Source organism: Asticcacaulis sp. MM231 (assembly GCF_964186625.1).
GTDB lineage: Bacteria > Pseudomonadota > Alphaproteobacteria > Caulobacterales > Caulobacteraceae > Asticcacaulis.
Map to the genome: position 1 here is coordinate 1,919,945 of NZ_OZ075108.1, position 23,677 is coordinate 1,943,621.

Below are 23,677 nucleotides of genomic sequence, written 5' to 3' on the forward strand. Positions count from 1 at the left end.
ATGGTTGATTGCCAATATATTGATTCCCACGTCAACCTGCACGCCCCGCAATTTGACGAGGACCGCGCCGAAGTGATCGAGCGCGCCCGTGCCTCGGGTGTCGGGCTGATGGTCAACATCTGCGATAAGGTGTCAAATTTCGATGCTGTGTATAAGATAGCGCAGGATCATGACGATATCTGGGCCACCGTCGGTACGCATCCGCACGAGGCGCGCGAAAATCCTGACCTGACCGCCCAAACCTTGCTGGATCTGGCGCAAAAGCCCAAGGTGGTTGGCATCGGTGAGTGCGGTCTTGATTTCCATTATGATTTCAGTCCGCGCGATATCCAGGCGCAGGTTTTCCGCCAGCATATCATCGCCGCGCGTGAAAGCGGTTTGCCGCTCGTCGTTCATACACGCGAGGCCGATGACTGGATGGGGCAAATCCTCAGTGAAGAACACGCCAGGGGTGCCTTCAAGTTGCTGCTGCATTGCTATACGAGCGGCGCGGAACTCGCTAAAACTTGTGCGGAAATGGGCGCCTGGTTTTCGGTTTCGGGCATCGCCACCTTCAAGGCGGCGCAGGATGTCCGCGATATCATCGTCGATATGCCGGCCGACAAGATCATCATCGAGACCGATTGCCCTTATCTGGCGCCGGTTCCGATACGCGGTCGGCGCAATGAACCGTCTTTCGTACGCCATGTCTATGACAAGTTGGGCGATATTCGTGGCTGGAGCCTCGATGACGTCAGGTCGAAGACCCATGACGCCTTCTTCAAGCTTTTTGACAGGATACCCCGCTGATGGCGCAGGTGCTTCAGGTCAGCATTCTCGGGTCCGGCTGCTCAACCGGCGTGCCGCGCATCGACGGCTATTGGGGCGCGTGTGATCCGGAGAACCCTAAAAACCGGCGCTCACGCTGCTCGGCGTGGTTCGGGCTTTATGATCAGGCGAGGCCTGAAAGCATGACCTCGGTTGTGATCGATACGTCACCCGATTTTCGTGACCAGATGATCCGCGCCAGGGTCACGCATATCGATGCTGTGTTATGGACGCACGATCATGCCGACCAAACTCACGGCCTTGACGATATGCGCGCCTTTACCTTCAAACGCGACACGCCGATCGATGGGTATGCCGATCAGGCGACCATGGACACCCTGGCAAGGCGCTTCGGCTATGTTTTTAAAGGGAATTTGGGGTATCCGCCGGTTTGCGAGCCTCATATTATACCGCCACATGGGCAGCTATGGAGCGTCGCAGGTGAGGGGGGCGCCCTGCCGATCGTGACCTTCGATCAGGAGCATGGCCCCATACGCTCGGTAGGTTATCGCATCGGTGATGTGGCCTATTCGAGTGACGTATCGAATATGCCTGAAGACAGCTTTGCAGCTTTGCGGAATTTGAAGGTGTGGATTGTCGATTGCCTGCGTTATAAGCCGCATCCGACCCATTCGCATTTGGAAAAAACACTGGAATGGATCCGGCGCGTGCAGCCCGAACGCGCCATTTTAACGAATTTGCACCAGGATCTGGACTATAATGCGCTGCAGGCCCAACTCCCTGAGGGTGTCGAGCCTGCTTATGATCAGATAGGTTTTGAAATTAACCTTTAGGCTGCTGTGTCAATAGGTTAACAGGCGGCCTTGATGTAATAGGTGATCCGGTTCAGTCATAGTCCAACGGCACGCCGCCATAATAAACGACTTGCGCATGATCATGGACGAACATGGCATTGTCCGCCATAACTATACCGGTGATCGCCAGAATGATGGCGCTCAGGAAGGCCAAGGCGATGAGCAAATTGATCGGCAAGGCGCGAACTTTGTGACGCGCGTTAAGCGTCAATTGGCCAAAAGTGTCGGTCGTTGGTTCAAAATGTGCGGCGGTCGTGGTAGCCATAGCAGAACTCCTAACGGACGTGCAATCTGTACGCAAAATCTTTGCGTTGAAATCAAGCTACGTGGTTTCCCATAAGGGGTATGTGTCGAACGCTGTTACGGCGCATAAGTAAGCTATAAGGGCGTTTGCTGAAGCCAAATTCACCACAATGATGTATTATTTCTCATAATATTTATTATGCGATAAAAGTCTGCCACTCTGCGGACTTGACCTTGAGACTGTGAAAACGTCTGCTGAAGCATAATGATTCCCACAGGCAACGCCGCCGATGAACCGTCTTAGCCAGCAAGGCCTACCCTGGATCAAGGTCCTTCTCTCACAAGCCCTTGTGATTGCGGCGCTTTGGTTTCTTGCTGACAAAATTCCCGTCCACGGATTGTTGCGTCTTGTGTTGCAAGGTTTTGCTGCGGCTGCCATCGGCAGGTTTATGGGCTTGTCGTGGTTTTGGATACCGATCCAGATTCTGCTGCCGCTGGCCGTGGCGCTTAATGCCGCCGTGCCCGCCTGGGCCTATCTGGTCGCTTTTGTTCTCTGCGGTCTTGTCTACTGGAACAGCGCCTCCGAACAGGTGCCCTTCTATATGACCAATCGTAAAACCTGGCAGGCCATCAGCGATCTTACGGGCGAAGCCACCAGCTTTGTCGATCTCGGCAGCGGCATGGGTGGTGTCGTGGCTTTCGTTGCCCGCGCGCATCCCAACCTGAAAGCCTTTGGCTTTGAAACCGCACCGCTCGTCTATCTGGGTTCGAAAATTTACATGCTGTTCGCAGCATCTGCCAACGCCAAGGTGATTTACAAAAGCATATGGCACGCCGATCTTGCTGACTACGACGTCGTCTATTGCTTTTTGTCCCCGGTGCCCATGCCGCGTATGTTCGATAAGGCCAAGGCCGAGATGCGCGCCGGTACGCTATTGATCAGCAACAGTTTTCCTGTGCCGGATTATAAACCCGACCGCATTATATCGGTGGACGATCGCCGGCAGACACAGCTTTACGTCTATGTCATGTGATGGCCCGTTGGCAAAGGCGCCGTGGTGCCCTATCGTGGCGTGAACAAACTCGCACAATCGGGGGAAATCGTGGCGTCACAAATCAGCACACAGCCAGCCAGCGATAAGGTCGGCATGGGACGTATGCTCGCCTTCATAGCGCCGTGCGTTCCCTTTGCCGCCTTGGGTTTGCCGCTGGTCGCCACCCTGCCGGAATACTACGGCACCCAGCTTCAGTTGGGCGCAATGGTCGGCGCTATTTTCTTCATCGTTCGTTGCTTCGATATCCTGATCGATCCGGTATTGGGACACTGGATGGATCGCACGCGAACCAAGCTTGGCCGCTTCAAGTTATGGATGCTGATCTGTCTGCCCATCCTTTTCGTCAGCACCGGCTTTATCTTCATGGCGCAAAAAGGCGTCGGACCGATCTATCTCGGGCTTTGGCTGTTTGTGCTTTATGTCGGTTTCTCGATTGCGGCGCTCAGCCAGGCCAGTTGGGGCACGGTGCTCTCCACCGATTACAATGAGCGTTCGCGCATCTTTGCGTGGTGGCAGGTTGGCAATATTATCGGCATTCTGGCGGCGGCGCTTATTCCTGTGATTATTCAAAGTCTTGGTTATAGCTATAATCTCGGCGTTCAGATCATGGGTGCCTTCATTATGCTCAGCCTGCCGATCAGCATCGCCATTGCGCTGTGGGTGGTGCCGGAAAAAGTCTCGAACACCTCCACACATGATCTCAAACTCAGCCACTATTTCGATATGTGGAAGCGGAAGAACGTGCGCTGCATCCTGTGGGCGGATCTCTTCATGGGGTTGGCGCCGGGCGTGATGGCCGCCCTCTTCTTCTATTTCTTTGAAGAGACCAAGGGGCTGACGCGCATGGAGTGCAATATCGCCATGCTGCTCTATTTCGTGGCGGGCATTGTTGGCGCGCCGATCTGGACGATCGCCTCGAAACGCATGAGCAAGCATAAGGTTTTGATCCTTTCCAGCCTGATCTTTGCCGCGCTCTATGCCGCCATGTATTTCGCGCCCAAGGGCAATTTTATTGTCTGCGCCGCCATGACATTTGCCAATGGTATCCCTTACGCTGCTTCGCTTTTGCTGACCCGTGCCTTGATGGCCGATATCGGCGATGAGGTCATGCTGGAGACCGGCCATGATCACAAGGGCACGCTGATGGCGATCCTTTCCGCCACCACCAAGGTCGGTTATGCCATTTCCGCCCTGACGATCACGATCCTGGGGCTGCTGCATTTCAACGTCAAGGCGCCGGCGCAAAGCCCGGCCGATGCTCTGGTGTGGGTGGAAATTTTATTTATCGGCCTGCCAGTGATCTTCCTTATTCTTGGCGCGCTCGCTATGAAGGCCTACGATCTGACGCCAGAACGGCACGAACAGATTATGGCGCAACTGAAAGCAAAGGACATCGTGTGAGCAATTCGAAATCCATCGACAGTCTGCTGGACGTCATGCGCCGGTTGCGCGATCCGGAAACCGGCTGTCCCTGGGACAAAGAACAAACCTTCGATACCATCGCGCCCTATACGGTCGAAGAATCCTACGAGGTGGCCGACGCCATCCAGCGCAAGGATATGCGCGATCTGAAGGAAGAACTGGGTGACCTGCTGTTTCAGGTGGTGTTCCACGCGCGTATCGCCGAAGAACAGGGTCTGTTCGATTTCAACGACGTGGCCGCTGGCATGAGCGAAAAGCTGATCCGTCGCCACCCCCATGTTTTCGGTGATGCCGGTGATCGCACGGCCGATGAGCAAAATACCGAATGGGAAATCATCAAGGCGCAGGAGCGCAAGGCCAAGGAAAAGCACGGTCTGCTCGATGACGTGCCGGTCGGTTTGCCCGCCCTCACCCGCGCCGCCAAACTGACCAAGCGCGCGGCGCGTGTCGGCTTCGACTGGCCGAGTGTTCATGAGGTGCTCGATAAGCTCGATGAAGAAACTGAGGAACTGAAGGTTGAGATCGCGCGCGGCGATGTGCAGAAATCGCATGAGGAACTGGGGGACGTCCTGTTCGTGCTGGCCAATCTGGCGCGCAAGCTCGATGTCGAACCGGAAAACGCTCTGCGCATGACCAACGCGAAGTTTGTCCGGCGCTTTGAAACGATCGAAGCCGAATTGGCAAAACTTGGCAAGACGCCTGATCAATCCGACCTAGCGGAAATGGACGCGCTGTGGAATGCCGCCAAGAACGCCGAGCGCGAAACCCAGTGATGTGCTGAAGATTAAGCCGCTGCCGAAACGTTTGCGCAATACGTTGATGAGTACGCTGTTTTGCGCCAGCTTGATCATCGCCTACCATGCCACGACGCAAAATCAGCCCCTGCCCGCGGATGCCCGTATCAGCTATGAGGCGCCGGGTTCTGTCAGGCTTGATGTCGATGCCGAAGGGCATGTGGTTCTCAGCGACATGACACGGATCTATCGCTACAAGATTTCCAAGTTCGCCGTAAAGCGCATTCTTCGGGCCTTTCAGCAGGCGCGCTTTTTTGAGCGTCGTATCACAGATTATAGCGGTGATTGCCAACTGACGCTCAATGCCGGGCATCAGAAAATGGCGATCCGGCATGATTGTGCCACAACCGCGCCAGAGCTAAGCAAGCCGGTGGAAACGCTGGATATCACCACGCGTTTCCACCGTGTTCTGGCCGGCGATAAAAACACCTTGCGCGATTATGACGTTAAGGTCGCGCGGCGCCCTTCCTGATATCAGCTTGCTTTCATATTGAAATGAAAATCGCATTTCACTTGCTGTGCACAATTGGAATTTCAAACTGGTTGTGAATAGCAATCTAATTGCAACCAAACTTTTATTTAGCAAGTCATTGAAAGCTGTCTTGCGAATCAAAAGATTAACGCGCATCACTTGCGAACTGCCATGCAAGACGTTTCTGGTGCCCGCGTATGAAAAAGCCTGCCAAATCCTTCCCTGCCCGCTCAAAGCTGGTTCAAGGTTCAAAGCCCGCCAAGGCGAAGCAGAGCGCACTGCCGAAGACGCACCGATCGCTGTGCCCGATCAATCTGGCGCTGGAGGCTATCGGCGATAGCTGGTCGATGCTGATCGTGCGGGATCTGATGTTGCGCGGTCATAACAGCTATCAGGGTTTTCTGCGCTCAGAGGAAAAGATCGCCACCAACATTCTGGCCGATCGTCTGCTCAAGCTGGAACAGAACGGCCTGATCACCAAGACGGCGGACGCCACCGACAAGCGCAAGTTCATCTATGCCCTGACCGAACGCGGTGCCGATCTCGCGCCCGTGCTGGTCGAACTCACGCTGTACAGTCTGAAATATGAACCACGTGTCGATATGGCCAAGGAGGTCATCATGGACATGCAGAAGAACAAGCAGGTTTTCGCCACCCGCCTGACGCGACACTTCACGCCTAAGGCCAAGACAAAACCGGCGAGCAAAAAAACCGAAATCGATCCGGTCGATGAAACGCTGAGCCTGTTTTAGCTATTCCATCGCCGCTAGCTGATCGTGTTCTATCTCTTCCGCCGACTTTTTCTTTTTCGGCGCGGCGATCAAAAGCAACAAAGGCATGGAGAGCAGGCACAGGATCAGCATCAGCCAGAAATTATCGACATAGGCAATCATGCTGGCCTGACGATTGATCTCATTGTTCAGCCCTTCAAGGCCGCTTTGCGTCTGAGCGTAACTGCTGCTCATCAGCGCCGAATTGGTTTCCGTCATACGTTCGGCAATGCCGGCGTGCGCGGACTGCGTGTTGCCCACCTGAAGCGCCTGCACCATGGCGATGCCGATACTGGAGCCGATATTGCGCATCAGGCTATAGATGGCGGTGCCTTCCGGACGCAAGTTCGCCGGCAGGGTGGCGAAGGACGCGGCGCTCAGCGGCACGAACACCAACCCCATGCCGATGCCCTGAACAATGCCCGGCCAGATGATATCATGTTGTGACAGCACGATTGTATAGGTGCACATCCAGGCCAGCGAAACCGCCGTCAGGCCGAAACCGGCCGCCAGGATCAGGCGCAAATCGACCTTACCCACCATCCGTCCGACCACAAGCATGGCCAGCATGGTACCCAGTCCGCTTGGCGCCGTCACCACACCGGCGGCCATGGCCGAATAGTGCATCAGGCCTTGCAGCATGGAGGGCATGAGCGCGCGCGTGGCGAAAAGCACCATGCCGACGATGAAGATGAACAACAGGCCGGTCACGAAATTGCGGTTATACAGCAGCCTGTAATCAAGGAAGGTGGCGCCGGCCGGCCGCGTGGCCGTGTGGATGATGAAATAGCCCAGGCTGACGAACACGATGATCGCCTCGATCCAGGTTTCCGATGACGAAAACCAGTCGTTCGATTGCCCGCGATCGAGCAGCATCTGCAACGATCCGATGGCCAGGCTGAGCATGGCGAAACCGAAGACATCGAAGCGAATACTCCGCTTGGCGATGGTGCGCGGTATATATTTCCAGATGCCGAAAAAGGCCGCTGCGCCGATCGGCACATTGATGAAAAAGCACCAGCGCCAGTCATAGGCATCGGTCAGCCAGCCACCGAGCGTCGGCCCCAGAATCGGCCCCACCATGACGCCCATGCCCCAGACCGCCATGGCCGAACCGTGCTTTTCCTTGGGGTTGATGTCGAGCAGGGTCGATTGCGACAAGGGCACGAGCGCCGCGCCAAACAGGCCCTGTAACAGTCGCGCAACAACGATTTCCGAAAGGTTGCCGGCGATACCGCACAGCATGGAGGCGACCGTGAAACCGGCGATGGAAACAAGAAAGACGTTCTTCAAGCCGAAGCGATCCGACAGCCAGCCGGTCAAGGGCGTGGCAATGGCGGCAGCCACGATGAAAGACGTCAGCACCCAGGTGATCTGGTCCGACGAGGCGTTGAGGCTGCCCTGCATATGCGGCAGGGCCACATTGGCGATGGTGCCGTCAATGGCCTGGATAATCGTTGCCAGCATGATCGAAACCGTGATCATGCCGCGATTGATGGCTAAGCCGCCCACAGGGGCTGTTGCTGTACCACTCATCAGGTTTTCTCTATAAACGCTTGTATATTTTCAAGGATATCTGCTGTCATAGCCAGTTTTTCGGGCTCGATATGGCCCAATATATCGCGCCGCATCTCGTCGGCACGAGTGCGCACCTTGCCATAAAGCACCTCGCCTGCAGGCGTCAGGACTACGTGCTTAACGCGGCGATCGCTTTCCGAGGCGACGCGCAAAACCAGTCCGGCCTTTTCCAGACGATCGATGGTCGAGACCATGGTGGCGGCTTCTACCTGGACAAGATTGGCCAGTTCGCCTTGCGACAAAGGTCCTTGGGTCTTGGCGATATAGGCGATGCTGAGCCAGCCGGCCTGACTGACACCCAAGTCTCTCAGGCGGCGATCAAGGGCCAGGCGCCACATACGGGCGGTATTATGCAGGGCGGCGGAAAAGCGATCTTCGACGGACATGTTCATATCTAATAGTTAGAAGGCTAACTATTTAGACCTGAGTCAGCGTCATTGCAAGAACCGTCCGCATTTAAAATTGAGATTAAGCAGGTATCAGGACTTGCCGGTCAGCATACGTTCATAGCGGCCATAGGCCTGATCGCTCAATTTAACGCGCAGATGGGTGCGGCCGTCCTCATCCTCATGACGCCCCAGTACGCGGCCATGCTGATAGAGGAAAGCGACCACATCGCCCTGATGCGGTTCCAGCGTAATATCCATTTCTTCGCCGGCGGCATCGACCAGAAGTGCGATCTGCTGCAGCAGATTGGAGACGCCTTCGCCGGTAATCGCCGAGACAAGCAAGGGCTTGTTGCCGGCTCGGTCGGTAATGGCGCGAGAATACAAAATATCTTTGGATTCATCGTCTAACAGGTCAATCTTATTCCACACTTCGACCATGCGCGAGCGGTCGAGGTCGGGCAAAATATGCGCCATGACCTGCTCGACGTCCGACTTCTGCGCCTCCGTTTCCGGATTGGAGACATCGCGCACATGCAGGATCAAATCGGCCTGTTCGACCTCTTCGAGTGTTGCACGAAAGGCTGCTACCAGCTCGTGAGGCAGGTCAGAAATGAAACCCACCGTATCTGACAGAATCGCTGAGCGGCCGTTCGGCAGCTTGAGCGAACGCAAGGTCGTGTCGAGCGTGGCGAACAGCAGATCCTTGGCGAAGACCTCGGACTTGGTCAGGTTGTTGAACAGGGTCGACTTGCCGGCATTGGTATAACCGACCAGCGCCACGATAGGATAAGGCACCTTCTTGCGCTGATTCCGGTGCAGACCGCGCGTGCGCCTCACCTCTTCCAGCTCGGATTTGAGTTGCTTGATCTTGTCCGCGATCATACGACGGTCGAGTTCGATCTGGGTTTCCCCTGGGCCGCCGGTCGTGCCGGTGGCGCGCTGTCGTTCGAGGTGGGTCCAGGTGCGAACCAGTCGCGAGCGTTCATACTCAAGACGCGCCAGTTCAACCTGCAGCTTGCCTTCACCCGTACGGGCGCGGCGCCCGAAAATTTCCAGGATCAGGCCGGTGCGATCGACCACCTTAACATCGAGGGCTTTTTCCAGATTGCGTTGCTGAATAGGCGAAAGCGATCCATTGACGACGCACAACGATGCTTCAGCTTCTTCGCACAGCGCTTTGATTTCATTGACCTTACCTTCGCCGAATAGCGTGGCCGGATTGAGCTTGCGCACACGCACGGACAGCGTGCGGGTGATCTCAAGGTCCAGAGCCATGGCAAGGCCCACGGCTTCTTCAAGCCGTGAGTTGTCGTACTTGCGGGCGATAGCCGTATCTCCGCTGTGGCGGGCGGAGACATGGACATCTATGTCGGGGTCAACGACGACAGCGCGCACGATCTCCGGCGCGTTGTCATGGAAACGATCGGTCAAACTAAACAGCCTTGAAGGGATTTAGTCGTCAAGATCTTCTTCTTGCTCGTAAAGCTGGACGGGTGCGGCCGGCATGATGGTCGAAATCGCGTGCTTGTAAACCAGTTGCGATTGACCGTCGCGGCGCAGAAGGACACAGAAGTTGTCAAACCAGCTCACGATGCCCTGAAGCTTGACGCCATTGATCAGGAAGATGGTGAGGGGAGTTTTTGTTTTGCGCACACTGTTGAGGAACGTGTCTTGCAGGTTTTGTTTCTTATCGTGGGACATTGTCGGCCCTTCTCGTTTAAAATTTGAGGGGCACAATACCCCCCACACAGACAATAAGCCTCATATTTGGCAAAGAATCTCTTTGAATTCAACTGCGCTTAAGTAAATTTATTTTACACACCCGCGGTGCGCCCCGCATGATCGATATAGGCTTCCCTTAGCGCACAAGCGATTGGTCCCGGTTTGCCGTCGCCGATAACGTGATCGTCGATGGCGACAATCGGCATGACCAGGCTGGTGGCGGCGGTGATGAAAACCTCAGCGGACGCCTTGGCCTCTTCCAGCGTAAAGCTTTCCTCGTGTAGTTCGAGCCCGCTTTCACGGATCAGCGGCAGCACGTTCAGGCGCGTGACACCCGCTAATATGTTGGCGTTCAGGCTGCGCGTGCGGATAAGGCCTTCGGCCGAGACGATATAGACATTGGTCGAGCCGCCCTCGGTCACAAAGCCGTCCTGGTCTACGAAAATCACTTCGCCGGCGCCCTGCTCTTTCGCCTTTTGCTTGGCCAGAACATTAGGCAGCAGACCAACCGTCTTGATATCACAACGACCCCAGCGGATATCCGGCGCGCTGATGGCTTTGATGCCGACGGCCGCCTTCTTCTCAGCCGCATCACGATCGACGGGCTTGGCGGTGATGACGACCGAAGCGCGGGCATTGGCCGGAAAAACGTGGTCACGCGGCGCCACACCACGGCTGATCTGGAGGTAGATCATGCCTTCGCGGATGCGATTTCGTCTGATCACCTCGTTCAGCACCACCAGCAAAGAACGGCTCGGCATCGGCATGGTGATCTGCAATTCACGCAAGGAACGCTCAAGGCGGTTCATGTGGCCGTCAAGATCGGCCAGCCGGCCATCAAACACCGACCACACCTCATAGACCGCGTCGGCGAACTGGTAGCCACGATCCTCGATGGAGACGGCGGCTTCGCTGGCGCGTTCGTAGACGCCGTTAACATAGGCTATTCTGGGCATGATTCACTCTTGGCTGACAGATGCGCCTGAATAGCTTCTAAAACCGGCTTGCGCAAACTAGATGTCGTCTTCATCGCTACGGATATGGGCCAGTCCCAGGCTCTTCAGCTTGCGGTGCAGCGCCGAGCGCTCCATGCCGATGAAGTTGGCGGTGCGAGAAATATTGCCGCCGAAACGTACGATCTGCGACGACAGATATTCGCGCTCGAACACCTCACGGGCATCGCGCAGCGGCAGGGCGATGATGCGCTCCGGACGAATAGCGCCGGCCGTGGCGGATTCCACCACTTCCGACGGCAGCATATGCGCGGTAATCGGTTCGTTCGGATTGCCGGTCGCCAGGATCAGCAGGCGTTCGATGTTGTTGCGAAGTTGGCGCACATTGCCCGGCCATTCGTGGACCTGCAAAGTGGCCATGGCGTCTTCCGAGAGGATGCGCTTGGGCAGGCCTTGCGCCGCCGCGATGCGGTCGATGAAATACTGCACCAGTTCGGCAATATCGCCACGACGCTCCGACAGGCCCGGCACGCGAACGGGCACGACGTTGAGACGGTGGAACAGGTCTTCGCGGAAGCGGCCCGCCGCGATCTCGGTCGAGAGGTCTTTCGAGGTTGAGGAGATGACCCGCACATCGACCTGCACATCCTGAGCACCGCCAACGCGCGTGAAGCGCTGCTCGACGAGCACACGCAGGATGCGACTTCTGGCTCTCCGGCGGCATGTCGGCCACCTCATCGAGGAACAGGGTGCCGCCATGGGCGCGTTCGAACACACCGATCTTGCGCGGACGTCCGCTCTCGCCTTCTTCGCCGAACAGTTCGACATCGAGCCGTTCCGGCGTCATACCGGCGGCCGAAATCGGCACGAATTCGCACTTGGCGCGCGGGCTGACCTCGTGGATCATGCGGGCCACCAGTTCCTTGCCGGAACCGGCGGGGCCGGAAATCATGATGCGCGAATTGGCCGGCGCCACCTTGGCGATGGTCGACCGCAACAGTTGCGCCGCCGCTGAATTGCCGATCAGTCCGTCCGGCACGACGGCTTGGCTGCGCAGGCGCTTGTTTTCTCGGCGCAGACTGGTCAGTTCAAGCGCTCTCTGAACAACCATGATCAGGCGCTCTGTTTTAAAGGGCTTTTCGATAAAATCGAAGGCGCCTTTCTTGATGGCGGTGACGGCGGTTTCAATCGTGCCGTGACCCGAAATCATGATGGCCGGAATATCCGGATCGAGCTCGTGGATCACGCTCAGCAACTCGATGCCATCGAGGCCGCCGCCCTGCATCCAAATATCGAGCACGCACAGGCTGGGCTTGCGCGCCTTGATGGCCCGCAAGGCGGCGTTGGAATCGGCCGCGGTTCGCACCGAATAGCCTTCGTCTTCCAGAATACCCGCGATCAACTCGCGGATATCCGCCTCATCATCCACAACCAGAATATCAACGCCAGACGATACTTTCATCACATCCTCATATATTTTGGCTCACAAGTTTCGGGCTGCTATGACCGTCTCTTGCCGCAACCGGATTTTGCCCGATCTGCATACGCGGCAAACGCAGGACAGCCCGCGCGCCGCTTAAATGGACCGCGTCGTTGAGATAGAACTCACCGCCATGGTCTTCGAGAATACGCTTTACAATAGCCAGGCCGAGGCCCGTGCCCTTTTCACGCGTGGTGACATAGGGCTCGGTCAATCGGTCACGATCTTTTTCCGGCAGGCCGATACCGTCGTCCTCGACCTCAATGACAAGTTCGCCATCCTTGATCAGCATTTCGACGCGCAGATGGCCAAGAATACCATCATTCGGCTGGACTTCATCGCTGCCGCGATCACGCATCAGGCGCGAAGAAATCGCCTCGCCGCCGTTTTTGAGAACGTTACCAAGCGCCTGGCTGAGCATCCGGCCATCACAGATCACCTTGACGTCCGGCATAGGCTCGACAATCTCGATAGAAAGATCCGGCCTTGCCACACGCTGCGCGAAGACGGCGGCGCGCACCATTTCCGGTGCGTCTTCCTCGGAGAAATTCGGCGCCGGCATACGGGCGAACGAGGAGAATTCATCGACCATGCGGCCGATATCGCCGACCTGTCTCACAATGGTGTCGGTCAGGCGGTCGAAGATCTCGACATCCGTATCAATCTGACCGCGGTATTTCTTGCGCAGGCGTTCAGCCGAAAGCTGGATCGGCGTCAGCGGATTCTTGATCTCGTGGGCGATGCGGCGCGCCACGTCTTTCCAGGCGGCATTACGCTGGGCCGCGATCAGGCGAGTCATGTCATCGAAGGTCAGAACCGCCCCGCCGGTCTCCAGACCGGACGCCCGCACGCGCATACGGCGGGTCTCGCCCTTGCGCACCAGATCGACCTCGACCTCTTCGACGCGATGCACGGACACCTTATCGAGAAGTTCAGTAATTTCAGGCGCTAATTCGCGTATGTTCACACCAAGCGCATCCTCGGAAGCGATGCTGAGAAAGTTGGCGGCATGACGATTGATGGCCGAAACATGCTCCAGAACATCAAGCCCGACGATGCCGGCACTAATTTCCGACAGCACGGTTTCGATAAAGCGCCGCCGGCTTTCCGCTTCCTCACCGGCGGATTTAAGCGCCGCCTGCTGACTTTGCAGGTCGGAGGTCATGCGGTTGAAGGCGCGTGACAGCACAGCGATATCTTCGGATTGCTTGATCGTCATGACGCGCGCGTTGAGATCCCCACCAGCCACTTTGTCAGCGGCCTGCACAAGTCGGGCCACCGGCACAGCGATGCTTTCTGCGGCTGAGGTGCCGCCCCAGATGGCACCGATGAGCACCAGAAGCACGGCCTCGACATAGGCCATGAAGAAGATGCTCTGAGCCCGGATCTTCTTGTTGGTGGTCTCGCGGTAGTCGTTGATCGCCTGGGTCGCGGTCTGGATCTTGGCATAGATGCCCGTTGGCAGCAGTTTGATGCCATAAAGCATGGCACCGTTATAGTTGCTGAGCGGATAGATCAGGCGGATGGCGTCGGGATCGCCATAGGGGTAGGCCTTGGGGCCGGTTGAGGCCACATCCTGAATCGCTTCCGGCGGCGGCGCCATATAAAGAGGCGAACCCTTGCCCTCGGCGCGTGCCAGAACCTGTCCGGTTCGGTCGATGACATAGATGGCCGTCAGTTCGCCGCGTTGCTCTTCCAATGCTTTTTGCAGGCCCATGGCGAAGGCCAGCCGATCGGGAAACAGCTTGCGACCATTCTCGCTCTGCGCGCGGGTCTGGATATCCTTCATGGCGATGGTCGAGGCATCAATGGCGCTGGTCAGGTACACGCCAGCAAAGTCATAACCGTTCTCGACCGAGGCCTTGACCCGATCTGAGAACCAGGTGTCGATGCCGCGATTGAGGAAGGTGAAGGACAGGGCCACAATGATGGCCGGAGTCACCGCCGCCAGCGAAAACAGGAAGACGAAGCGCAGGTGCAAACGCGCGCCGGCATCGGCGCCACGGCTGCGCGCAATCGTGATGACGCGCCGGACGACGACGAAAACCAGACCCAGCAGCAGGGCCAGATTGAGAAAAACGAGGATGAGAAGATAGTCGGCGGTGTTGCCGACGGGGCCCTTGATGGTCAGGCCGGTGCCCGGCGTGGCGACGATAAGCCAGACGATAAAGGCGGTGGTCAGCATGGACGCGCCATAACCCACCGCCAGGCCAAGCTTGCCAAGGCCAGCCGTGCGGAGCGATTTCAGGCTGCGTCGCAACTGCGGCAGCCAGCGTCGTCGTGCTGTAGCGTCTTTCAAGGGTGAACCACTGATGACCAAACTAGTGACATTTGCGCACTACTGTGTCCGAATATCAACAGGAATGTTGCATATTTCACGAGATTGTTGCCACGGTCAGGCGGTCATCAAATCCCGGACGGCGGCTTCGATCTGAACCGCATCCTCCATGCGGCAGACGCGCGCCTTGTCCTGCCGTCGCACCTGCGGATCGGAGTGATGTGTCGACGCCTCGATATAGGCGCCGAGGTGTTTCTTGAACATGCGCAGGCCCAAAACGTCGCCATAAAAACGCATGGAAGCCTGCATGTGCTCAATCATCAGATTAGCCCTTTGCAATAAATCGATGATTTGCATCGGTTTATTGTCATTTAAGGCCTGATCAAGATCACGCGCAAACCAGGGCCTTCCATAGATACCCCGACCGATCATGACGCCATCCGCGCCGGATTGTTCCAGCGCTGCCTGAGCTGAATCGAGATCAATAATGTCGCCGTTGACGATGACGGGCACGCGCACCGCCGCCTTGACCTCGGCTACGGCGCGCCAGTTGGCCTCACCTTTGTAAAACTGTTGGCGAGTACGGCCATGCACGGTCAGGGCAGCGATGCCGAGCTTTTCAGCCCGCTGCGCCAGTTCGGCGGCATTGTGATTGTCGTCCCAGCCCAGCCGCATCTTGACTGTCACCGGACGCGATGTGGCTTGCAGCGCCGCCGTCATGATCCGTTCGGCCTGATCGAGATCGCGCATCAGGGCCGAGCCACACAAGACACCGGTCACTTCCTTGGCCGGACAGCCAAAATTGAGATCGACAATGTGGGCACCCAACTCTTCGGCCAGATGCGCGCCACGGGCGATATGCGCCGGATCGCGCCCGATAAGCTGGATGATCTTGAGGCCGTCATGCTCGCCCAGTTGCGCCTTGCGCACAATATCAGGGCGGCCACTTTCCATCTCCGCGCACGCCACCATTTCCGTGGCGGCATAGGACGCGCCAAGCTTATGCGCCATATAGCGAAACGGCAGGTCGGACACGCCGGTCATGGGCGCGATCAGCACCCTGCCCCTGATATCCACATCACCGATTTTCAAACTCTGTGCCGTCATAAGGCTCACATACACACTTCAAGCCTCTTGCGCCACGCCTGTATCGCGCTAATACGGTCCCATGACATTTCATGCGATCATCGTCGCCGGCGGGTCCGGCAGCCGCTCGGGCGGCAAAAAACAGTGGATGCTGCTCGGCGGCCGCTCCGTCCTTGACTGGTCCTTCGCGGCCTTTGAAGAGGCAGGCGCAGCCGGAATCGTCATTGTCGTGCCGCCGGAAGACGTGACACAGTCCGAAATCGTCTATGGGGCGCGCGCCACAATCGTGGCCGGCGGCGCGCTACGGGCTGATTCCGTGGTCAATGGACTTCACGCCATAAGCGCCGGCAAGGACGAAGTGGTGCTGATCCATGACGCCGCTCGCCCCTTGCTTAAAGCGCATCATATCAATGCCTTGTTGAGAGAACTTGAGATGAAACCGGCGGCGATTCTGGCGCTTCCGGTCACCGATTCGCTTAAGCGCGGCGAGAACAACCGCATTGTCGAGGCGCCGTCGCGTGAACATCTGTGGCGCGCCCAGACTCCGCAGGCTTTTCGGCTGGGTGATATCCTGCGCGCCTACGAACGTTGGCCCGCCGACCAGACGCCGACTGATGAAGCCATGGTCGCCAGCCATTCCGGCATCAATGTTACCCTGGTCGAAGGCGATATGAGCCTACACAAACTGACCTATCCCGCAGATTTCGCCCTGCTTGAAGCTTTAATTCCCAAGGATAAGCCTTTGAAACAAATTAGAATTGGTCAGGGATTTGATGCCCACCGCTGGGGTGATGGTGACAGCGTGTGGTTGTGCGGCGTCGAGATCACGCACACCCAGACCCTGATCGGTCACAGCGACGCCGATGCCGGCCTGCACGCCCTCACCGACGCCCTGCTGGGCGCGGCAGGTCTGGGCGACATCGGCGATCATTTCCCGCCGACCGATCCACAGTGGAAGGGCGCGGCCTCCGATCAATTTCTTCAGCACGCCGCCGACCTGGTGCGCGGTGTCGGCGCCGAGATCGTCAATGTCGATGTCACGCTCATCTGCGAACGTCCGAAGATCAAGCCGCACCGCGAGGCCATGCGCGCCCGCATCGCCGAGATTCTCAACATTACGGTTGATCGCGTCAGTGTGAAGGCAACGACGACCGAGGGCATGGGCTTTACCGGCCGCGAAGAAGGTCTTGCCGCACAGGCAATCTGCGCGATCGAGCTGTAAAAACAGGGTGTTGAGGAAATTGATCAAACCCATTGAATTGCTATGGGTTTTATTGCGAAGTATTCTCATGGTCACTAGGTATTGAAAAGAGATTCCGCCCCGAATATATGACGGGGGTTCGCGTTTTTCATAACCCCCACACCGAGGTCCTCCCATGCCCTTCGAATTGCCAGCCCTGCCCTACGCCACCGATGCGTTGGAACCGTACATGTCGGCCAACACCTTCAGCTTCCACCATGCGAAGCACCACAAGGCCTATGTCGACAATCTCAACAAGCTGATCGAAGGCACAGAATTCGCGGGTCTGTCGCTGGTCGAGATCGTCAAGGCGTCGGAAGGCAAGAACCCCGGCGTGTTCAACAACTCTGCCCAGGTGTGGAACCACACCTTCTTCTGGCACTCGATGAAGCCGAACGGCGGCGGTGCAGCCACCGGCGCGATTGCCGCCAAGATTGACGCCGATTTCGGTTCGTCCGACGCCTTCGTCGAGCAGTTCAAGACCGCTGGCGCCACGCAGTTCGGCTCCGGCTGGGCGTGGCTCGTGCTCGGCACCGACGGCAAGCTCAAGGTCGTCAAGACCGGCAACGCCGAAACGCCCTTCACCAAGGGTGACAAGCCGCTGTTGACCCTCGACGTCTGGGAGCACGCCTACTACCTCGACTATCAGAATCTGCGCCCGAAGTTCATCGAAACCTACCTGACCTCGCTGGTCAACTGGGACTTCGCTAACGCTAATCTGGACGCCCCTCTGCACGCCGGCGTCTAATTTCTTCTTGTTATTTGATGGTAAAAGGCGATCCTTGCGGGTCGCCTTTTTCTTTGATGTGAACCATGACCCAGCCAAAACTCGCCGCGCACCTGATCGACCTGCTGAAAGCACAGCGTAAGACCATCACCACGGTGGAAAGCTGCACAGGCGGACTGATTTCGGGGGCCATCACAGGCGTTTCGGGCTCATCCGAGGTGTTTGAAACCGGTTTCGTCACCTATTCCAACGCCGCCAAAACGGCTCTGGTCGGCGTACCGGAAGCGCTTTTGCAGGCCTATGGCGCGGTGAGCATCGAAGTCGCGGCGGCCATGGCGGAAGGCGCGTTAAAAACAGCCAGCGCGCACATGGGCTTAAGCGTTACCGGGATTGCCGGCCCAACCGGCGGCAGCGCGGAAAAACCGGTCGGCATGGTGTGCTTTGGCCTCAGCCATATCGATCCGGAAAAGCGGATCACGACCCTGGCGCAGGAAATGCAGTTCGGCGCTATCGGTCGTGACCAGGTGCGCGAAGCCAGCGTCATTCATGCCTTAAGCTGGGTGATCGAGACGCTTCAGGCGTGATCAGCGATTGTGGCGTTTGCGCCATTCATCGACAAGATCGCCCAGGGTTTGGGGTACGCCGCTTTTCATCCAGGCCATAAACGCCCGATCGAAGGCAAACTCATCGCCACATTCACCAATCATGAAGCGTCGCACGTTCTGCGTCATTTTATAACTGGCATTCAGCGGCGTTTCGCGGGTTAGCGCTTCGCTATGCCAGTCAAATGCGCTCATAGCTTGGGATAAAGGCTGGCGGCGCGGGCTTCAAAAATCGCCAGCAGTTTCGAGACCGCCAGTTTGAAATTGGCTTTGAAAACGGCATCGAGGATCGGGTTCTTGATCTCGACATCCATATCGAAGGCGACCTGCGTGCCGCCGTCGACGACAACGAATGACCAGCGGCCGGCCAGTTTGCGGAAAGGCCCGCGGATCAGCGCGAAATCGACCGTCTTGTTTAAAGGATGGCGCGTCACACGCGTCGAGAACTTCTCAGACAGCATCTTGAAGCCGACATTGACGTCGGCATCGAAGCGGCTGACGCCATCCGGCAGGGTTTCGCGGTTATAGGCGCGCAGCTTGGTGATCCACTGGATAAAGTCCGGATAGCGTTCGACATCGCTGACCAGGTCATACAGTTGCGCAGCGTCATAAGGCAGGACGCGCTCAAGACGAAATTGCGTCATGGACTACTTTTTCGCAGCTCTGGCAGCGCGCAGGCGCTCGAAATCCTCGCCGGCGTGGTGCGACGAACGCGTCAGCGGCGACGACGACACCATCAGGAAACCCTTGGCGCGGGCGATGGCTTCATAGGCCTTGAATTCATCCGGCGTCACGAAGCGATCAATGGCGGCGTGCTTGCGCGTCGGCTGGAGATACTGGCCGATGGTGATGAAGTCGATACCGGCCGAGCGCATGTCGTCCATGACCTGCATAACTTCTTCGCGCGTTTCACCGAGCCCCACCATGATGCCGGACTTGGTGAACTGCTGCGGATCGCGTTCCTTGACGCGCTCCAGAAGGCGCAAGCTATGGAAATAGCGCGCACCGGGGCGGATCTTGAGATAGTTGCGCGGCACGGTCTCTAAATTGTGGTTGAAGACGTCCGGCTTGGCGTCGATGACGATCTCGGCGGCGCCTTCCTTGCGCAGGAAGTCCGGCGTCAGGATCTCGATGGTCGTCTTGGGCGATTGCGTGCGAATCTGGCGGATGACCTCGGCGAAGTGCGCCGCGCCGCCATCTTTCAGATCGTCGCGGTCCACCGACGTGATAACCACGTGCGACAGCTTCATCAGGGCGACGGTTTCGCCCACGCGCCTTGGCTCGTCGGTATCGAGCGGTTGCGGCAGGCCGGTCTTGACGTTGCAGAAGGCGCAGGCGCGTGTGCAGGTGTCGCCCATGATCATGATGGTGGCGTGGTTTTTCGACCAGCACTCGCCGATATTCGGGCAGGCGGCTTCCTCGCAGACGGTCACCAGCTTGGCGTCGCGCACGATGCCGCGCGTCTCGTTATAACCGGTCGAGCCGGGCGCCTTGACGCGCAGCCAGTCTGGTTTTTTCAGGATCGGCGAATCGGGTTTGTTCTGCTTTTCCGGGTGACGCAGTTCACGCGGGCTGGAATCAACACGATTTATCAGAGTGACCATGGAGGGCTCAGCTTGACTCAATTGGGGGCTTCACGAGAATACAGAGGCCCTAATTGGTCTTTTCACGTCATAATATCAAGTCAATTCCTGCTAATAGTGCGTTGCAAATGTCATAGCCGCTTCACGGAATCTCAAGTATAGCTTGCTGAATGTGGGCGTTTCCCTTTCGTAAATCCGTGATCGTGGCGTCACTTGCTCTCCTGCTGGTAGCGAGCCTTGTCGCCTGTTCCAAGCTCAAGGACGCGGCAAAAGAGATGCAACCGGGCCAGGCCTTCCTCGATAGCCGCATTCCGGCGGGGCTTTCGCCACAATATTATCCGCCCGAAGGCTTTGTCTGGGGCGCCTATCGCGCCGGCTCCCTGCCCGAAGCGCGCTACGGCGTGGCCTCGCCGCCGATCAATCCGAAGGCGCAGGTTCTGATCCTGGCCGATGCCGATTATCCCGCCGAGGTCTATTTCGAACTGATGCGTCACCTGATCGATGAAGGCTATGGCGTCTGGCTTATGGAGGCGCCGGGTCAGGGCGGTGCCGGTCATTATCTGCTGCAGAACGACAGTATCTTCGCGCCGAGCTATCACGACGCCCAGATCACGGCGCGCGATTTCATCCGCGATATCGTCAAGCCCTCGGCGCAAAAGCCGCTGTTCGTCATCGGCACCGGCTACAGCGCCATCAACGCCCTGTCGCTCTCCACCTTGCTGAAGGACGATGCCATAAAGGGCTTTATCGGTTATGATCCCTATCTCGGCGGCCCGATCGGCAAGGGCGAAGCATGGCACCGAGACGCGCCGCAGCCCGGCTATTGGGGCGGTATAGCGCAGAGCTGGCAGATGTCGAACCCCGATCTGCGCATGCGCCAGAAAAGCGATGGCTGGCAAAAGCAGACGCAGAAAGCCTATGCCGAACTGAACGGTCTGCACCTGCCGTTGATGTCGCTGAAAGCGGGCGCGCAGGTGCTGGTGATCGCCCCCAAGGCTGGCGCTTCCGCCCGGGCCTTGTGTTCGCATCTGCCGCGCTGCCGTAAGGAGCCTACCAACGGCCCGCAAAGCCTGAGCCAGGATATTGTGAGCTTTATAAAGGCACAACAGCCGATACATCCGTAAATTGTCTACGAAGATTTTCGTTGACTCAATACGAAGCCTTTCGTATGAATTACGCATGACACAACAAGATACCCCCGCCCTTAAAAAACCCACTGAAGCCGAGTTGGAAATCCTGCGTACGCTGTGGAGCAAGGGCTCTGCCACCGTACGCGATGTTTATGAGGTGCTCTCTCAGGAGCGCCCAATGGGTTACACCACGGTGCTCAAGACCATGCAGATCATGCTGGACAAGGGCTTGGTGTCGCGTACCGAAGCCGGCAAGGCGCACATCTATGCCGCAGCCATGCGTGAAGAAGAGATGCAGGGACAACTCCTGCAAGACCTGAGTGACAAGCTGTTTTCGGGCTCGCCTGCCTTGCTGGCCATGCACGCCCTTTCCATGCAACCGGCCAGCGACGAAGAAATCCAACTGATCAAAGCGCTGATCGAGCGCAAAAGAGGTGCGTGATGAGTCCCCATATGGAAGCTCTCGGTTATACCCTCGTCCATTTCTGCTGGCAGGCGGCCCTGATCGCCGCGCTCTATAAGCTGGCCGATCTGTGTTTGCCGCGATTGCGGGCGCAAGGGCGCTATATGCTCAGCCTGACGGCCCTGCTGGCCATGTTCGCCGCCGCGGTTATCACCTTTATCTATGAAGATCTGCGCATCACCCAGGCTGCCGCGGTCGATTTCACCGGTGTGGTGATCCCGGCACTCGGCGCACAGATCACGCAGGAGCTTAAGCTCTCCGCCCTGCTGCCCTGGCTCGATGCTTTCTGGCTGATCGGCGTCGCGACCCTCTCCTTCCGCATGTTGTCCGGCCTGTGGTACATCCATAGCCTCAAGAAGCACGCGCAGCCCGTACCGGCCCAGATCGCGCACCGCTTCGCCCTCGCCCTGCGCCGCTTTGGCCTTACGAATAAGGTTCACATCCGTCTGCATCCGGCGATCAACGGCCCCTTCGTCGTCGGCGCCCTGCGCTCGGTGGTCTATCTGCCGTTGTCGGCGGTCACCGCCCTGACGCCTGAACAACTCGATACGGTCCTGTCGCACGAACTGGAACATATTCGCCGCGCCGACTACGTGTGGAACCTGATCCAGAGCGCGGTCGAGATCCTGTTCTTCTATCATCCCGCCGTCTGGTGGATCGGTGCCAAACTCCGCGAACAGCGCGAACTGTGCTGTGACGACGCCGCCATCCGAAGCTGCGATGACCCGATCACCTACGCCACCGCCCTGCTTAGCCTGGAAGAACAGCGCCGTTGCGTGCCGGTTATGGCCCCGAACCTGACAATGGCGCTGAACGGTCACGGCAAGAACGATCTGCTCGCCCGCATTTCGCGCATCCTCGGTGAAAGCGCCGAACCCCGCCTCAAGGCCCGTCCGGTCGCCTTCGTACTGCTGCCGCTGATGCTGCTGACCCTGACAGCGTTCGCTGCGGCCCCCGTCCGTGACGCCGCCGTCAAGATCTGCCCGCAAGCTGCGACCGATGCCTTCGCTCATCTCGAAGACGTGGTGACCGGCGCCAGGGATCTGAAGGTTCAGAGCGAGGACGCCCAGGTGGCGAAAAACGATCTGGAGGTCGCCGACTACGAGCACGAAGCGCCGGAATATGCGGCCATGGAAGCCGACGACATCGATCCGGACGCCATTGCTGCCCAGGCGCGCGCCGATGCGCTCGCCGCCCGCGCTGAAATCGCCCGCGCCAAACTAACGGACATCAACCCCGAGCAGATCGCCGCCGAAGCCCGCGCGTCCGCGCTGCAGGCCAAGGCCGAAATGGAGCGTAACGGAATCAAGGATCGCATCGACGTTGAGGCCATTGTCGCCCAGGCGCGTGCCGATGCCGAGGCGGCCAAGGCGAATGTCGCGCAACTGGCCATCGCTGACATCGACCCCGACCGGATCGCCGCGGAGGCCCGCGCCGGCGCCATGCAGGCCAGGGCGGAGCAACAGGCCGCTTTTAAGGCGCAGCGCGAATTCAGCAAGATCAAGGCGCCTAAGGCGTCTAAGGCCCCCAAAGCGCCCAAGGCACCTAAGGTTCCGAAAGCACCCGTTGCGCCGGCCGAGCCAGCGGATATGTACCCCGATGAAGTGCCAGCCCCGCTGGCCGCGCCGGAAGCCCCGGAAGCGCCTGCCCTTCCAGCCGCCTGGAGTCTAGCTCCGCCGGCGGCACCGGCAGCGCCGAAAGCTTGGCGTGAAGTCAGGCTAATCACTAAGCCGGTTAATATGGTGGTCGTCACGCCGCCGCGTCCGGTAGCTGAAGCGGCACCGGTCGTGAGACTCGATCGCCTGCCCGCAGCCGTTGCCAAGGCCATCCCCGCACCGAACCCCACAACCGATATTGTCATCAATCTGCACAGCACGCCTAAAGCCTCGGTTCAGCTCGCCGTCAAGTAAGCCTGCCGCCCTCAGAGGGTATGCCGTACAACTTCCGCTTTGACCTCACAAACAGATCAGCTATCATGGCACCTCTTGCTGCGCGGGCCCGTGGGTGACGCAGCGTCATATTTTGGACCGATCAGGATCACCCGTGTTGGCGAGGTGACCGGCAGTTC

24 protein-coding genes and 1 pseudogene are annotated in these 23,677 nt (G+C 58.1%); 13 read left to right on the forward strand and 12 right to left on the reverse strand.

Going from position 1 to position 23,677, the window contains the following annotated elements; translation table 11 throughout:
• Positions 1–789 carry a TatD family hydrolase gene (locus ABQ278_RS09405; protein WP_349319371.1) on the forward strand — a complete coding sequence of 263 codons (789 nt, stop codon included), beginning with the start codon at positions 1–3 and terminating at the stop codon, positions 787–789.
• Positions 789–1,601: an MBL fold metallo-hydrolase gene (locus ABQ278_RS09410; protein WP_349319372.1), complete on the forward strand. Its 813-nt coding sequence runs from the start codon at positions 789–791 to the stop codon at positions 1,599–1,601. Before ABQ278_RS09405 ends, ABQ278_RS09410 begins: the two co-directional genes overlap by 1 nt.
• A gap of 52 nt (positions 1,602–1,653) precedes the next feature.
• Here the strand turns inward: ABQ278_RS09410 and ABQ278_RS09415 are convergent, their stop codons facing one another.
• Positions 1,654–1,887, reverse strand: coding sequence for a hypothetical protein (locus ABQ278_RS09415; protein WP_349319373.1), 234 nt, complete (start codon positions 1,885–1,887; stop codon positions 1,654–1,656).
• Positions 1,888–2,320: 433 nt separating this feature from the next.
• On the opposite strand from ABQ278_RS09415, the gene ABQ278_RS09420 reads away from it, so the two are divergent.
• The 5 genes from ABQ278_RS09420 (at position 2,321) to ABQ278_RS09440 (ending at position 6,360) form a co-directional block, all read left to right on the forward strand.
• Positions 2,321–2,899, forward strand: a complete 579-nt coding sequence (locus tag ABQ278_RS09420; RefSeq protein ID WP_349319374.1) for a hypothetical protein — start codon at positions 2,321–2,323, stop codon at positions 2,897–2,899.
• A 69-nt stretch (positions 2,900–2,968) separates the two neighbouring features.
• Complete coding sequence (locus ABQ278_RS09425; RefSeq protein WP_349319375.1) at positions 2,969–4,321, forward strand: MFS transporter; 1,353 nt, start codon at positions 2,969–2,971, stop codon at positions 4,319–4,321.
• Positions 4,322–4,356: 35 nt separating this feature from the next.
• Positions 4,357–5,115, forward strand: coding sequence for a nucleoside triphosphate pyrophosphohydrolase (gene mazG, locus ABQ278_RS09430; RefSeq protein ID WP_349322136.1), 759 nt, complete (start codon positions 4,357–4,359; stop codon positions 5,113–5,115).
• 46 nt (positions 5,116–5,161) lie between these two features.
• Positions 5,162–5,608, forward strand: a complete 447-nt coding sequence (locus ABQ278_RS09435; RefSeq protein WP_349319376.1) for a hypothetical protein — start codon at positions 5,162–5,164, stop codon at positions 5,606–5,608.
• A 197-nt stretch (positions 5,609–5,805) separates the two neighbouring features.
• Entirely contained in the window at positions 5,806–6,360 is a 555-nt protein-coding gene (locus ABQ278_RS09440; protein ID WP_349319377.1) for a helix-turn-helix domain-containing protein, read from the forward strand.
• Here the strand turns inward: ABQ278_RS09440 and ABQ278_RS09445 are convergent, their stop codons facing one another.
• From ABQ278_RS09445 to dusB, 8 genes and pseudogenes are all read right to left on the reverse strand, one after another.
• Positions 6,361–7,914, reverse strand: a complete 1,554-nt coding sequence (locus ABQ278_RS09445) for a DHA2 family efflux MFS transporter permease subunit (protein ID WP_349319378.1) — start codon at positions 7,912–7,914, stop codon at positions 6,361–6,363. It lies immediately after the preceding gene.
• Positions 7,914–8,342, reverse strand: coding sequence for a MarR family transcriptional regulator (locus tag ABQ278_RS09450; RefSeq protein WP_349319379.1), 429 nt, complete (start codon positions 8,340–8,342; stop codon positions 7,914–7,916). Before ABQ278_RS09450 ends, ABQ278_RS09445 begins: the two co-directional genes overlap by 1 nt.
• Before the next feature lie 93 nt (positions 8,343–8,435).
• Entirely contained in the window at positions 8,436–9,776 is a 1,341-nt protein-coding gene (hflX, locus tag ABQ278_RS09455) for a GTPase HflX (protein WP_349319380.1), read from the reverse strand.
• A gap of 21 nt (positions 9,777–9,797) precedes the next feature.
• Positions 9,798–10,046: an RNA chaperone Hfq gene (gene hfq / locus ABQ278_RS09460; protein ID WP_018080169.1), complete on the reverse strand. Its 249-nt coding sequence runs from the start codon at positions 10,044–10,046 to the stop codon at positions 9,798–9,800.
• 113 nt (positions 10,047–10,159) lie between these two features.
• Positions 10,160–11,023 (reverse strand): D-amino-acid transaminase, encoded by an 864-nt coding sequence (locus tag ABQ278_RS09465; RefSeq protein ID WP_349319381.1) that lies wholly within the window; start codon positions 11,021–11,023, stop codon positions 10,160–10,162.
• A gap of 57 nt (positions 11,024–11,080) precedes the next feature.
• Positions 11,081–12,482: pseudogene (locus ABQ278_RS09470) on the reverse strand (sigma-54 dependent transcriptional regulator).
• Between the two features lie 7 nt (positions 12,483–12,489).
• Complete coding sequence (locus tag ABQ278_RS09475; RefSeq protein ID WP_349319382.1) at positions 12,490–14,799, reverse strand: PAS domain-containing sensor histidine kinase; 2,310 nt, start codon at positions 14,797–14,799, stop codon at positions 12,490–12,492.
• A gap of 96 nt (positions 14,800–14,895) precedes the next feature.
• Entirely contained in the window at positions 14,896–15,885 is a 990-nt protein-coding gene (gene dusB / locus ABQ278_RS09480; RefSeq protein WP_349319383.1) for a tRNA dihydrouridine synthase DusB, read from the reverse strand.
• Between the two features lie 61 nt (positions 15,886–15,946).
• Between dusB and ABQ278_RS09485 the strand changes: the two genes are divergently transcribed.
• From ABQ278_RS09485 to ABQ278_RS09495, 3 genes are all read left to right on the forward strand, one after another.
• Positions 15,947–17,086 (forward strand): bifunctional 2-C-methyl-D-erythritol 4-phosphate cytidylyltransferase/2-C-methyl-D-erythritol 2,4-cyclodiphosphate synthase, encoded by a 1,140-nt coding sequence (locus tag ABQ278_RS09485; protein ID WP_349319384.1) that lies wholly within the window; start codon positions 15,947–15,949, stop codon positions 17,084–17,086.
• Positions 17,087–17,240: 154 nt separating this feature from the next.
• Positions 17,241–17,852, forward strand: coding sequence for a superoxide dismutase (locus ABQ278_RS09490; RefSeq protein WP_349319385.1), 612 nt, complete (start codon positions 17,241–17,243; stop codon positions 17,850–17,852).
• A 65-nt stretch (positions 17,853–17,917) separates the two neighbouring features.
• A complete protein-coding gene (locus ABQ278_RS09495; RefSeq protein ID WP_349319386.1) occupies positions 17,918–18,415 on the forward strand; it encodes a CinA family protein in 498 nt (165 codons plus the stop codon).
• On the opposite strand, the gene ABQ278_RS09500 is transcribed toward ABQ278_RS09495, so the two are convergent.
• The 3 genes from ABQ278_RS09500 to lipA are packed head-to-tail and all read right to left on the reverse strand — an operon-like array spanning position 18,416 to position 20,037.
• Entirely contained in the window at positions 18,416–18,628 is a 213-nt protein-coding gene (locus ABQ278_RS09500) for a DUF6434 domain-containing protein (RefSeq protein ID WP_349319387.1), read from the reverse strand. It abuts the gene before it with no gap.
• The gene (locus tag ABQ278_RS09505; RefSeq protein ID WP_349319388.1) at positions 18,625–19,077 is read right to left on the reverse strand and encodes a type II toxin-antitoxin system RatA family toxin; all 453 of its coding nucleotides are present in this window, start codon (positions 19,075–19,077) and stop codon (positions 18,625–18,627) included. Before ABQ278_RS09505 ends, ABQ278_RS09500 begins: the two co-directional genes overlap by 4 nt.
• Positions 19,078–19,080: 3 nt before the next feature.
• On the reverse strand, positions 19,081–20,037 hold the full coding sequence (gene lipA, locus ABQ278_RS09510) for a lipoyl synthase (protein WP_018080179.1): 957 nt from the start codon (positions 20,035–20,037) through the stop codon (positions 19,081–19,083).
• A 149-nt stretch (positions 20,038–20,186) separates the two neighbouring features.
• Between lipA and ABQ278_RS09515 the strand changes: the two genes are divergently transcribed.
• The 3 genes from ABQ278_RS09515 to ABQ278_RS09525 are packed head-to-tail and all read left to right on the forward strand — an operon-like array spanning position 20,187 to position 23,519.
• Positions 20,187–21,140 carry a hypothetical protein gene (locus ABQ278_RS09515; RefSeq protein ID WP_349319389.1) on the forward strand — a complete coding sequence of 318 codons (954 nt, stop codon included), beginning with the start codon at positions 20,187–20,189 and terminating at the stop codon, positions 21,138–21,140.
• A 55-nt stretch (positions 21,141–21,195) separates the two neighbouring features.
• Positions 21,196–21,588, forward strand: a complete 393-nt coding sequence (locus ABQ278_RS09520) for a BlaI/MecI/CopY family transcriptional regulator (protein WP_349319390.1) — start codon at positions 21,196–21,198, stop codon at positions 21,586–21,588.
• A complete protein-coding gene (locus tag ABQ278_RS09525; RefSeq protein WP_349319391.1) occupies positions 21,588–23,519 on the forward strand; it encodes a M56 family metallopeptidase in 1,932 nt (643 codons plus the stop codon). The genes ABQ278_RS09520 and ABQ278_RS09525 overlap by 1 nt, the downstream gene beginning before the upstream one ends.
• Positions 23,520–23,677 lie beyond the last annotated feature (158 nt).

Excerpts from the sequence above, each read along its gene's own strand:
- ABQ278_RS09405 (WP_349319371.1), top strand. The coding sequence starts at position 1 with ATGGTTGATTGCCAATATATTGATTCCCACGTCAACCTGCACGCCCCG.
- ABQ278_RS09410 (WP_349319372.1), top strand. The coding sequence starts at position 789 with ATGGCGCAGGTGCTTCAGGTCAGCATTCTCGGGTCCGGCTGCTCAACC.
- ABQ278_RS09415 (WP_349319373.1), bottom strand. The coding sequence starts at position 1,887 with ATGGCTACCACGACCGCCGCACATTTTGAACCAACGACCGACACTTTT.
- mazG (WP_349322136.1), top strand. The coding sequence starts at position 4,357 with ATGCGCCGGTTGCGCGATCCGGAAACCGGCTGTCCCTGGGACAAAGAA.
- ABQ278_RS09435 (WP_349319376.1), top strand. The coding sequence starts at position 5,162 with ATGAGTACGCTGTTTTGCGCCAGCTTGATCATCGCCTACCATGCCACG.
- ABQ278_RS09440 (WP_349319377.1), top strand. The coding sequence starts at position 5,806 with ATGAAAAAGCCTGCCAAATCCTTCCCTGCCCGCTCAAAGCTGGTTCAA.
- ABQ278_RS09445 (WP_349319378.1), bottom strand. The coding sequence starts at position 7,914 with ATGAGTGGTACAGCAACAGCCCCTGTGGGCGGCTTAGCCATCAATCGC.
- ABQ278_RS09450 (WP_349319379.1), bottom strand. The coding sequence starts at position 8,342 with ATGTCCGTCGAAGATCGCTTTTCCGCCGCCCTGCATAATACCGCCCGT.
- hfq (WP_018080169.1), bottom strand. The coding sequence starts at position 10,046 with ATGTCCCACGATAAGAAACAAAACCTGCAAGACACGTTCCTCAACAGT.
- ABQ278_RS09465 (WP_349319381.1), bottom strand. The coding sequence starts at position 11,023 with ATGCCCAGAATAGCCTATGTTAACGGCGTCTACGAACGCGCCAGCGAA.
- dusB (WP_349319383.1), bottom strand. The coding sequence starts at position 15,885 with ATGACGGCACAGAGTTTGAAAATCGGTGATGTGGATATCAGGGGCAGG.
- ABQ278_RS09485 (WP_349319384.1), top strand. The coding sequence starts at position 15,947 with ATGACATTTCATGCGATCATCGTCGCCGGCGGGTCCGGCAGCCGCTCG.
- ABQ278_RS09490 (WP_349319385.1), top strand. The coding sequence starts at position 17,241 with ATGCCCTTCGAATTGCCAGCCCTGCCCTACGCCACCGATGCGTTGGAA.
- ABQ278_RS09495 (WP_349319386.1), top strand. The coding sequence starts at position 17,918 with ATGACCCAGCCAAAACTCGCCGCGCACCTGATCGACCTGCTGAAAGCA.
- ABQ278_RS09500 (WP_349319387.1), bottom strand. The coding sequence starts at position 18,628 with ATGAGCGCATTTGACTGGCATAGCGAAGCGCTAACCCGCGAAACGCCG.
- ABQ278_RS09505 (WP_349319388.1), bottom strand. The coding sequence starts at position 19,077 with ATGACGCAATTTCGTCTTGAGCGCGTCCTGCCTTATGACGCTGCGCAA.
- lipA (WP_018080179.1), bottom strand. The coding sequence starts at position 20,037 with ATGGTCACTCTGATAAATCGTGTTGATTCCAGCCCGCGTGAACTGCGT.
- ABQ278_RS09515 (WP_349319389.1), top strand. The coding sequence starts at position 20,187 with ATGTGGGCGTTTCCCTTTCGTAAATCCGTGATCGTGGCGTCACTTGCT.
- ABQ278_RS09520 (WP_349319390.1), top strand. The coding sequence starts at position 21,196 with ATGACACAACAAGATACCCCCGCCCTTAAAAAACCCACTGAAGCCGAG.
- ABQ278_RS09525 (WP_349319391.1), top strand. The coding sequence starts at position 21,588 with ATGAGTCCCCATATGGAAGCTCTCGGTTATACCCTCGTCCATTTCTGC.